This is a genomic window from Thalassotalea litorea (genome assembly GCF_005843925.1).
GTDB lineage: Bacteria > Pseudomonadota > Gammaproteobacteria > Enterobacterales > Alteromonadaceae > Thalassotalea_A > Thalassotalea_A litorea_A.
In genome coordinates, this window is the sequence record NZ_VCBC01000006.1 from 101,223 (window position 1) to 113,670 (window position 12,448).

The 12,448-nt window shown below is 43.9% G+C and carries 5 protein-coding genes; all 5 read left to right on the plus strand.

Annotated features, from left to right (window positions below; translation table 11 throughout):
* Positions 1-389: 389 nt before the first annotated feature.
* The 5 genes from FE810_RS07370 (at position 390) to FE810_RS07390 (ending at position 12,384) form a co-directional block, all read left to right on the plus strand.
* Positions 390-3,419, plus strand: coding sequence for a TonB-dependent receptor (locus FE810_RS07370; protein WP_246036970.1), 3,030 nt, complete (start codon positions 390-392; stop codon positions 3,417-3,419).
* A 645-nt stretch (positions 3,420-4,064) separates the two neighbouring features.
* Complete coding sequence (locus tag FE810_RS07375; protein ID WP_138319393.1) at positions 4,065-7,145, plus strand: TonB-dependent receptor; 3,081 nt, start codon at positions 4,065-4,067, stop codon at positions 7,143-7,145.
* Between the two features lie 130 nt (positions 7,146-7,275).
* Entirely contained in the window at positions 7,276-8,697 is a 1,422-nt protein-coding gene (locus FE810_RS07380) for a BNR repeat-containing protein (protein ID WP_138319394.1), read from the plus strand.
* 549 nt (positions 8,698-9,246) lie between these two features.
* Positions 9,247-10,539: an L-rhamnose catabolism isomerase gene (gene rhaI / locus FE810_RS07385; RefSeq protein WP_138319395.1), complete on the plus strand. Its 1,293-nt coding sequence runs from the start codon at positions 9,247-9,249 to the stop codon at positions 10,537-10,539.
* 132 nt (positions 10,540-10,671) lie between these two features.
* Positions 10,672-12,384 carry a purine-cytosine permease family protein gene (locus tag FE810_RS07390; protein WP_138319396.1) on the plus strand — a complete coding sequence of 571 codons (1,713 nt, stop codon included), beginning with the start codon at positions 10,672-10,674 and terminating at the stop codon, positions 12,382-12,384.
* The last annotated feature ends 64 nt before the right edge of the window (positions 12,385-12,448 follow it).

Sequence of the window (12,448 nt, forward strand, 5' to 3'; positions counted from 1 at the left end):
CTCAAAATCGGTCAAAATCAGTAACGCAGGATAAATGCCTTTAAAACTCACCCGTAGGGAGTTTATCAGAGGTCCATTTACGGCCCTATATTTCATTAATATAGAATGACTATATCAATAAAATCTATGTTGTAACTGAACCTATGCCTTAACTCTGAGTTGTGCACAAACTGAATGTGATTGGTATAATTATCACCATGGCGTAATCCATTATTCTGTTGGCGCGCTTTCCTCTTGCACTTTTGTAGTCAATTTCGATCATATTTAGCCTACCAGTGACCAGATTCGATTGTTTTTGCTTGTTTTTTCTGTTTTTAGCGTTTAGATTAATTTTTAGCCAGCTGGCTTTATAAAAATAAACGGGGAGATACAAGTTGAAGAACATGTTCATGAGAAAATCTGTATTGGCTTTATCGGTTACGGCCGCTTTAAGCGGCGTATCAGGCGGTGTGTTTGCACAAGAGAATGACGCGAACAATCAGCAAGATGACGTTGAAGTTATTGAAATTACCGGGATTCGCAGTGCATTAGCAAGTGCGCTTGCAGAAAAGCGTGACTCATCAAATATTAAGGAGGTCATTCAGGCAGAAGACATCGGTAAGTTGCCCGATCAAAACTTAGCTGAAGTCCTTGAAAATATTACGGGTGTACAAATCGATCGGACCAATGGTGTAGGAACAGGAGTGCAAATTCGTGGTACCGGCGCAAACCGAGTAGAAATTAACGGAGTTTCCACGGTAAGTTCAGGTAGTGGCAGAACCGGTATTAGTTTTGAAGATTTACCCGCAGCCCTTATCGCGTCTTTAGAAGTCACCAAAGCTTCAACCGCAAAAACGGTCGAAGGCTCGGTTGGCGGTACTATTAATTTACGCACATTGCGTGGTAATAGTCTGGAAGAGCGTTTGACCCAATTTCGCATTCAGGCCGAAAATAGTGATTTGGCGGATTCGACGACTCCGCGAATTTCCGGCACCTTTGGTGACAACTGGGAAACGGATTTAGGAAAAATCGGTGTTGTTATTACCGGTAGCTATGCTGAACTTGATGTTGCTTCAGCTAACCCTCGCTTTGACCGTGATCGAGTCGTTATGCCTGATTCCGGCAGGGCCAGTGCCGAAGAATTTCCTTTCTTGCGTACTCAGTTCCTGGATCAACCACTAAACGCTGAAAATTATGAAACCAAGAACCTGACGTCTTCATTTGAAATTCAAACCAGTGACAATCTGAAATTTTATTTTGACGCAACCATCAATGACCAAGAGCGTGTGCAGACCAACTCTCGGGCATTCTTTTCAGGCACTGGCGGAAATCCCGTTATCGACAACACCGACAATACCAGCTTTGAAACTATTGATTTAGGTACCGTTGATGGCATGTATGGGAGCTTAGATCTTGGCGAAGTAAACGTGGTTACCAGCGGTATACTTGGAGTGGGATCTGAACTTGTTAATGGGCGAGAGCGCGTCGATCCGAATCTACGTACCGGTAACAGTAACTCCTCGCGGTTAACATTAAGTCGGGTGTTTGCTTTAGGGACGGAATATAGCAGTGATGATTATCAGCTTCACGCTGAAATTTCTTATTCCGATTCTGAGTCAGATAATCCTTCGTTAAACTCTTCTTTGGATTTTATTAACCCCAATAGTACCCAGCCTGGCCCGAATACCTATAACGATAACGGTACACCAGCCATTTTCAATATCGCCAATAATACCTTTGAATTTGGTATTGCTCCGGGACTGCCTGAATCACCAACATCTGCGCAACTGCTTGATCCAAGTAATTATGCGTTAAGAAGTATTGGTCAGGGACTGCGGGTTCGGGAAGGAACCGAAGCGGCTGCCAGAGTCGACTTTACCTATGATATTTCCGAGATGGTTCCGCTATTTTATGATTTTAATGCGGGTGTGCGCTGGAATCGCACGACCAATATGACGAATAATACGACATCGAGTAATAGTTTTGGTAACTGGAATCGACCTATGGCCGATTTATTTTCAGATATCGTGACACCTGGCGCGAATAACTTTAATGGCGCGGATGATCGAACCTTATATATTAGTGACTATTTGATTATTGATAATGGCATATCCTTTAGCGATCCGCAGCGAGTACTCGATACCATAAATCAGGCAATTTCCGCGAATAATGCGATTTATGGCGAAGACGTTAATGAATCATTAGCAGAGCCAACAACCCAGATCTCTTCTTTCTTTGATATTGAAGAGGAAACCATCGCACTCTATATTCAGGGTGACTATGAGGTAGAGTTCGGAGATGTGCCCGTCAGTGGTAATCTCGGTGTCCGCTATGTCGTCACTGACATCGAATCGACAGGTACAAGTGAAGTCAATGGTGTGGTAACACCGAGCGTAGAATCAAGCGATTATGATTTTGTTTTACCGAGATTCAATATTGTTGCTGAATTAACGGACGGTTTATTGTTAAGGGGAGGGATCGGTAAAGATATTCGCCGACCTAATTTTGATTCTCTTTCAACGTCAGCAACGTTTGGTAGTAGCGCATCCGGCACCGTTAATGTCGGTAACCCGGCATTGCAACCTGAGCAAATTTGGTCTTATGATCTGTCGTTAGAGTATTATTTATCTTCATCCAGTTTCGTCAGCATTGGTCTTTTCCATAAAGAAAGAACGGACTTGATCACTTCCATCCAGGATGAACCGGCAGAACCGATTGGTCCGACGGGCCAGATTGAGCGTGACGTCATTGCACCTTGTGAAGAAGGGGGGATCTTTAACCCGAATGTACCTGCCGAAAATTACAATGTATTTTCAAGCAGAACCGATACCACCGGGATTTGTGTGGCCAAACGCTCACAAATCAATGCCAGTGGAACGGAAACTCAAAGTGGTATTGAACTGGCAGCGCAATATGACCTGTCAGAATATGAAGAGCAATTAGGCTGGGCATCAGGTTTTGGTGTCATCGCTAACTACACGTATCAGGAATCCGGGGCAGCTTTAGATGAGTTTCGCAGTGCATCTGGTGCCATAAATGAGATCTTAGGGCGAACCGATACTGATAACAGCACAGCGACCTTAGCGGATGATGTCGTCACAGAGCGAATTACTCTGGATGATTTGTCCGAGAATGCCTATAACTTTACTTTGTTCTATGACAAGTATGATTTAAGTGCTCGAATCCGCTATACCTGGAGAGACTCGTTTACGGAAACACTGAATCGCATGCGATTTAACCTGCCTCCGGTCATCGGTGAGCGTGGGCAACTTAATATGAGTGTCGGTTATAGCATCAACGAACATGTTTCTGTCGGGATTGAGGGTGTTAACCTGACTCAGGAAGATCGCACAAGGTGGTGTTTTAATGAAGGAACGCTTTTGTGTGAGCAAAGTCTTACCGACCGAAGAGTTACCCTTGGTGTTACCGTAAAACTTTAATCATATTGGCATAATGACTTAAGCCGTTTAGATTAAGCAAAATAAGCTCTGACCATTGTCAGAGCTTATTTCATTCAAAGCTAACCTTCCCTGTCCCAAATTACTTCTAACCCAAAGCCTATGTTGATGAGCTTAGCCCAAGGTTATTTATCTTAAAACGCAATTCATGTATCTTGCGTTAATTATTTTTTAGTCAGTCAATGTTTATCAGCAAAAGGCTTGCCAAGGCAATTTAATCGCTGAACCGCACCTGTAAAAGATGCCGCCAATCGTATTAGGTGTCTATGCAATCACTGGTGACCTGTGATGATTGGTTTTGATTTTTACATGTTTTGTGCCGTTTGTTCTCTTTGTCTGGAAATTCCCGAAAAAACCCTTGGATAGCCCGCCAGTAAAGGGTTTTGTGTTTTTGGGTGTGGTTTCTTATGCTGGTCTCATGCAAATCTACCGATCAATAATCAGTGTGCTAAGTCATTGTTATTAATCGGTATTAACGGTTTTAGATTGTTTATGATTGGTTTTGAGTTGTTTTAATTTTATTTGATGGTAATATCGTTGGGTGATTTTTTTTTACTCAATGAGTGAATCACTATTTTTATTGAGGCTATACCAATAAAAAAAAATAAAAATAAATGGGGAGATACAATGTCTAGTTTTAACGGGCAGAATAACAATTATAGAAGAGCTGCTTTAAGCAGTTCCGCACTATTGCTAATGGCAGTTAGTGCTCCGTCAGTATTAGCTCAAGAAGTCAAAGCTGCAATTGCCAGTCAAAATGGTGATGGTACCAATACTGAAGAAGTTGAAGTCATTGAAGTTACTGGTGTACGAAGTGCATTGGAATCCGCGTTAAATGTAAAACGCGAAGCAAATTCAATCGTTGATGCGATATCCGCTGAAGATATCAACGGATTACCGGCTCTGGATATGGGTGAAGCCTTGCAGGCGATTCCTGGTATTCAAGTGAACCGTGAAGGGGAGCGAAGAACCTCGGATATCAATTTACGCGGCCTGCCAGGTAGCTTTGTTAAAGTTACCGCTAACGGTCAATCATTTACTACCCCGAGCCGAAGCGCTTCGCCGGTTGGTAGCCCGAACCCTTTCGGATCATTCGACCCCAGCGTATTTGATGGTGTCACAGTGATTAAAAGCCCGACCGCGGCACATCAAGAAGGCGGTATAGCGGGTATTGTTGATAAAAAATTACCAAGCTCTTTGCGCAAACCTGATGGGCGTTATACGGTTAGTGTCGGTACTCGCTATGAAGATCTAAAAGACGGTTTTGATACGGAATTTAAATTAAGCGCTTCGAAACATTTCATTGAAGATGTATTCGCCGGCGCGCTGAAAGTCGGTTACTCAGATCAAAATTTCCGACGTGACTCGGTGTTATTCGCTCGTAAAGAGTTTGTTGATAGCAATACTTACGACGAATATGACACCTGGAAAGCGGACATGGTTTCTCAAGGCCTACTACCTGAAAATGCGGTAGTCAAAGCCTCTTCCACCGTACAACAACTCGCAGAAGTCAGCCGCGGAGACCGTATATCCGTTGCCGGTAATCTTGAATTCAAGCCAACCAAAAACTGGGAGCTTGGCTTAGATGTCCTTTACACTAAGCGTGACTTGAAAGATGGTAACTTCGAACAAGTTAGCTCTGAAGTTCGAAATCGTGGTACCAGAACCTGGCGCGGACAGCAGATTATCCCTGATCCTAATACCGTTCCATTTCTAACCGGTTATGGTGATGATGGTACGCCGATATATGCCATTTCACGGGTTACGCTGGAAAATGCGGCTTATGTTCCCGCCAACCGTATCTTTGGTTTTTTTGAAGAAGCCAAAGGCGCATTTTTCGATTTCGAATATGTTGGCAATGACTGGTCGTTCGACGGGATAGTGTCTAAATCAAAATCTGAAAACGAATTTAACCAGACGGGCTTTGATTTTCGTTTACAGGGAAGCACCAGTGGTTCCATTCAACCTACCGGTGTGACCACTGTTATTGATACCGGTCAGGGTAATCTTGACAATATGTTTGTATCTATGGATGGCTGGCAAGGCATCAATTATGATCAGGCTTTCAAGACGGGTAACCCGTTAAACCTCAATGTTGGTGATGTATCAGATCCAAGAAAACTGGACTTCTATGTCTTAGGTCGACACGACAATCCGAAACGGGATATGGAGAGCATTGACCTAAACCTACATAAAGAATTTGATTTTGAAATTATTGGTGATGCATTCGTATTAAATACCCTTCACTTTGGTGGCCGTTACTCTTCTGAAACACTTGAAAATGAAGATTACACTCCATCATCGGGCGGTATCAATGTTGCAAATATCGGTAGTGACTTTTTAAGTGATCAAATTTTAGCTGAATCGCAAAACCCGTGGTTTAACGGTAAAATTCCAGGTGGCGCCGGCTCTGAAGGTGGTTGGTATACACTGGACACGGCTTATATTGTTGAGCAACTGCAAGATGGTTTGGTAATTTCCGATGAGTTTACTGAAATCCCATCCAGCGGTTTTATCGCCAGGACGGAAAGAAATACCGATAATGTGTTGGATCGTTGGGAAACTAACTTCGACGCCACTGAGGAAATTACCGCCGCGTATTTGATGGCCGATTTTGCCGGTGAGTTAGGCTCTGTATTCTACTCGGGTAATCTTGGTGTACGTTATGTGACAACGGATGTGACCATTGATGGTGCACAGCAGGAATATTACGACGGAAATCAATATCGAATTGTCGATATGGTCACCGAAAACTCTTATGATCATGTCTTGCCATCGTTTAACGCGGCGTTCGAATTACGTGATGATTTGGTAGCACGTTTTGCGCTTAGTAAGGGCTTAGTTCGTCCTAATATTCGCGCGCAAACGCCAGTATTGACGGTACAGGAAGGTGAAAACAGCGTACGCGTTGATTTCCCGAAAAGTGACGTTGAACCTTATACCTCCGACAACTTTGATTTATCGCTGGAATGGTATAACCGCGAAGGTAGTGCAATTTCAATTGGATTCTTCCAAAAAGATATTACCGGATTATTCCAGGAAGAAGTGATTTGTCCTATGCCAGGAGAGCCTAATGCTGAAGAGTTGACTCAGCAGACGGGTGATTTGATTCGTGAAGATTTTGCTGATGGAACCTTCATATGTACCCAGCAAGACCCCTATGAACAGGAAGATGGCGATATTATCAACCGAACTGCTAACATCAAGCGTTTTTACAATAGTGCCAGCACCATTGAAGTAACCGGTTATGAATTAGCGGTACAGCAAAAACTCGACTTTTTACCATATCCGTGGAATGGTTTGGGCGGCGTTCTTAACTACTCATATGTTGAAAATGAAACCCTTAACGAAGGCGCGGAAGATAAAGGCGATGGCTTAATCGGTATTTCGCCAAACTCGTATAACCTGATCACTTATTATGAGAACGACGGATTTAGTATCCGCTTAGCTTATAATTACCGGGACGAATACAAACTCGACGGTGGTGCATCATTCGGTGGTCCAGACCAAAAGAATGTTAAGGCTCGTGGACAGCTGGATTTGTCCGCTTCCTATGAAATCACTAAGAATTTGAAAGTGGCCTTTAGAGGTTATAACCTAACCGATGAATTACGTTATGAATACGTCGGTGAAGATGCTCGCAATGTAAGTCGTATTAATTACGATGGTCGTACTTATTCGGCCAATATTAGTTATACGTTCCAATAGAGAGTAATCATTAAGATTGCTCGATAAATTGGTGTTTATTCAGTCAATGGGTAAATAGAACAAGTCTAAATGCGGCCAGTACTTACTGGTCGCATTTTTTTTGGCAAAATTAATCAATAAGTACATATTTATGAGAAAAATCACCTTCCATATAACCGCCTCAAACCAATGTGTTTTGGCATTTTTCTTGTTGTTGTCGCTTGGTAACCTGGCGGGTTGTACAGCGAACACCGATGCAACGGTTACCACTAACGCTGCCAGCGACAGTCAATCACAATTATCATCGCTAGCTATCGACAATGTTTGGTCTGGGCACCGAATCAAACCTTATTTACTGACGCGCGGTAAAAATCAGTTTGTCGCTTATTTCGACAGCAATCGGCAAATGACCGTTGCTCACCGTCTGCTTGGAAAACCTTGGCGGTACTACAAGGTTGATAGTTGGTTAGGCTGGGATAGTCACAACTATGTGACGATGGAACTTGATTCTGCCGGGCACCTGCATGTTATGGGAAATATGCATGGCGATGCGATTGAATACTTTCGTACCACGGTGCCAATGCAGGTCAGAAGCCTTAAACGGGTTGCCTCCATGGTTAATTTATCTCAGGAACAACGGATGACTTATCCGGTATTTCTATTGAATAAAGACAATCAGCTGATTTTAAAATATCGCGATGGCGGTAGTGGCAACGGTAACGAAATCTACAATATTTATGATTCCCAAGCGCAAAAATGGTCGCGCCTTCATGGCAATACATTTCTTGATGGTGAAGGCAAGATGAGTGGTTACTTTGAGGGCCCGATTAAAGGCCCAGATGGTCATTTTCATTTGATCTGGGTATGGCGGAATACACCAAATGCCGCAACCAATCACAGCCTTTCTTATGCTAAAAGCCCCGATTTAATCCACTGGAGTGACTCACAAGGCAAGCCATTAGCGCTACCCATTACTTTAAAAGCGACAGAAGTTGTTGATCCGGTTCCGCCTTTTGCTGGAATGATAAATGGCAATGTCAAACTCGGCTTTGACCGCGATCGCCGTCCAATTATTAGCTATCACAAATACGATGCGTCAGGCAATACTCAGATGTATGTTGCCCGCCAGGAAGGCAAACACTGGAAGTCGGTGCAAATCAGTGATTGGCAGGATTTTCGCTGGGATTTTAGTGGCCCTGGATCGCTAGGCAAATTTCCAATCAAACCCCAGTCACCGACGCTGCGTAACGACGGTAATATAGGGGTGATCGTCAGAAAACATGAGCAGGTAATGCAGTTCGTGTTAGACCCTGATACATTGGCGCCGATTCGGGTCGAAGACGTTAATATCTACCCTCCAGAAATAGAATCGCTTACCGAAAAGGCGAATGCCTTATTAATCGATAAAGCCTTAAAACCGTTAGAGCACAATGTTTTTATTGGCGCTGGCGACACGTCATCTACGGACAGTAAGTTTTACTTATCCTGGCATAGTCAATCCGGCAATCGCGACCGAGCCCATGATTCTATTTCTCTGCCAAGCGTTTTACTCTTGCACGAGGTGAGTTATTAGCGTCGAGTAAGGATATCATCCGGCAGATAGCACAGATAACCGATTCACTTGTTGTCGCGCCGGAGTGAAATATTTTGACGTTACATTAATGCCGCCAAATAAGGCTCTAAATAAGCTGCCAGTAGATAAGGTGACACACCACGAACAGGCGACGTCAGAGACGTCTCTGATACCTCATGATTGAATTTGACCAAAAATGCTTGACTGTGTTTATTTGTGGGGTGATACTTCGTCATGTTTTGATCTGAGAGTGTCGTTACTTAGCCTCCGGAGGGCATTGATAACGGTCTGATTAATAACGCAAAGGCTGTTTTGACAAGGTGTCAGGGGCGGGCAGAAAGCGAAATCTGATTGCTAATGCCTAGATGCGTATCGCTTGGATAAACTCAAGAGAATGACCCAAAGTCTTTAATACCATGGGTTACAGTGCAGCGGTATACTTGTTAATTGCTAAAAAATTAAGTAAAACGACCAGATAAGTTATCCGTGTAAACCTAGCTTACACGTAGCGTTGTAACGCTAAATTGCAGAATAAGAGTAGGAAAGAGCATGACTCAACGTATCGATAAAGCATTTATTGCAGAAGAAAATGCAAAATTAGCAGGCTTTTTAAAAGAAGATTATGAGGCGCTGGGCAATCAATTAGCCCGTGACGATATCAATATTGAAGATATCACCGCCAAAGCCGAGCAATTTCAAATTGCGGTGCCTTCCTGGGGTACCGGTACCGGTGGTACCCGTTTTGCACGCTTTCCTGGCGAAGGTGAGCCGCGCAATATCTGGGAAAAGCTGGAAGATAGCGCGGTTATCAATGACTTATCACAGTGTACCGAGCGAGTATCGCCACATTTTCCCTGGGATAAAGTGGATGACTTTACGGAATTAAAGCAAACCTCGGACAGCTTAAACCTGAAATGGGATTCGATTAACTCCAACACGTTTCAGGATCAACCGGGCCAAGCGCATAGTTTTAAATACGGTAGTTTAAGCAACACCCGCGCGGAATCACGGGATTTGGCGATTCAGCACAACTTAGATTGTATTGAATGGGGTAAAGCCTTAGGTTCCAAAACGTTAACGGTTTGGGTGGGTGATGGCTCTAACCATCCGGGTCAACAACATTTTCAAAGTGCGTTTGAGCGTTATCTTGACAGCATGAAGCAGATTTATGCAGGTCTGCCGAGTGATTGGGAATTGCACATTGAACACAAGATGTTTGAACCTGCGTTCTACTCAACCATTATTCAGGATTGGGGCAGTAACATTCTTGCGGCGATGGAGTTAGGGCCACAGGCCAAATCTCTGGTGGATTTAGGGCACCATGCGCCGAACGTTAATATTGAAATGATCGTATCTCGTTTGATCCAGTTTAAAAAGTTGGGTGGTTTCCACTTTAATGATTCGAAATATGGTGATGATGATTTAGATAGTGGCAGTTTACATCCGTATCAACAGTTTCTTATTTTCAATGAGCTTGTCGATGCGCAATACCGTAACCAGGAAGGTTTCGGACCGAACTATATGTTAGATCAATCGCACAACGTAACCGACCCAATCGAAAGTCTGATGAATTCAGCGGCGAGTGTTCAGCGCTCTTACGTTGCGGCATTGATTGTAGATCGTAAGAAGCTTAGCGGCTATCAACAGGACAATGATGCGTTGATGGCGAGTAACACGTTAAAGAAAGCCTTTACGACGGATGTGTCACCAATTCTTGAGATGGCACGTTTTAACCGAGGTGGGGCGATTGATCCCATCGCTGTGTATCGAGCATCGGGCTACCGGGCTCAGGCTGGCCGTGAACGTCCTAATAGTGGCGGTAACGGTTCAGGCATCGTTTAAGGTACGCGTTAAGTCATAAACTCACATCATAAAGGTGCTTCGGCATCTTTATGTGTATCTAGTGATACACACCAGAAAAATAATTATAAAAATACGACAGACAATAAAACTGTCGAACATTGAGGAAGTTAAATGTCAACAGCAGAAGAATTCGAAACTCAGCCAATTACACCAGACAAGTTACAGGGTGGGAAAACATTCGCGGCAAGTTATGCAGGGGAGCATGTTGCCGGTACTGAATTTGTTATTGGTGCTTTGTTTGTATCTTGGGGCGTCGGTGCAATAGATGTCTTATTGGGTTTGTTATTAGGAAACTTATTGGCGGTACTCACATGGGGATTAGTGACGGCACCTATTGCTACGGATACCCGACTCACTTTATACGCTTACCTTGAAAAAATCGCCGGTCCAGGCACGATAAAATTGTATAGTGTAGTCAACGGGATTTTATTTTGTGTGCTCGCAGGGGCAATGATTACGGTATCGGCTTCGGCGGTACGAATACTCTTTGGCATACCGGATCAGGTAGGCTACTTTCCAACAGACTTACGTTTTGTCCTGGTCGTGCTCGGCGTTGGCGCCGTTGTCGTTTATATGGCAGTAAAAGGCTTTGAAAAACTCGCGGCTTTTGCCGAAGTGTGTGCGCCTTGGATGATATTAATGTTTTTGGTGGGGGCTTTTGTAATGTTGCCCACTACGGTTGCTGCTACAGCGAGTGTTGACAGCATTAATAGTTTTTCTGATTTTCTTACCGTTGCCAGTGAATCTATCTGGAAAGATACCGACGGCGACATTGGCATCTGGCATGTCGTCGCTTTTGCCTGGGTCGCGAATTTAGCGATGCATGGTAGTTTAGGTGACATGACCTTATTACGCTTTGCCAAGAAAGCGAAATATGGTTACTTCTCGGCCCTGGGGATGTTTATTGGTCATTACATGGCATGGATTTGTGCCGGTATCATGGGGGCCGGTGCTGCAATTTTATTGAAAACCAGCATTACCGCGATAGACCCGGGTTCAGTCGCATATCAAGCCTTGGGTGCAACCGGTATTTTAGCGGTGATTATCGCAGGATGGACAACCTCTAACCCGACGATTTACCGTGCCGGATTAGCCTTTAGCTCACTAAATCATGCGTGGGGCCGGACGCGAGTAACAATTGTCGTTGGTATTATAACCACCATTATCGCCTGTTCACCGTTTGTCTTTTCTGGCTTGTTAGGCTTTGTCGGGTATATGGGGCTTCTATTGGCACCTGTTGGCGCAATTATTGTCGCCGAGCATTGGCTCTTTCCCAAAATGGGTTTAACCCGTTATTGGTCATCCTATAAGGGCAATACAACCAATCTCGCGGCTGTCATCACCTGGGTTGTATCTATGGTTGCGGGTATCGCTGTCGAACAGACGGGGTTATTACACTTGTTTTTCATTTTGATCCCATTGTGGATTTTTTCAACGGTGCTTTACCTTGGGTTAGCATCAGCAATGGGGGCGAAAGAGACGTACCCTGAAGCCAGGGTTGCCGAACAAGCAGAATTAGAGCGAAAAGAAAAAGAATCCGCATATTTAAGCTCGCCGGTTTCTGCTCAAAACGTCGCTAAAAATAAGCAATCTTCGTTAGTTAAGTTTGCAAAATACCTTGCCTGGGCGGCGTTGGCGAGTTGTGTATATCTGGGTGTAATGTCTTATGTAAATCAAGATATTGAAACAATTCGGACTTGGTTAATCGCGCCAACACTGATCTATTTTATTACGGCTACTTATGCGTATCTGGCACAATCAAAGCAGCAACAGGAAACTGTGCACTCCGACTGTGAAGCTACGATAAAGCCAGCTTTAAAATAAACGATTCACATTGGTATTGTGACCCTTTGGGGTACGAGTCAGAGCAGGCATGAATTGATGATTT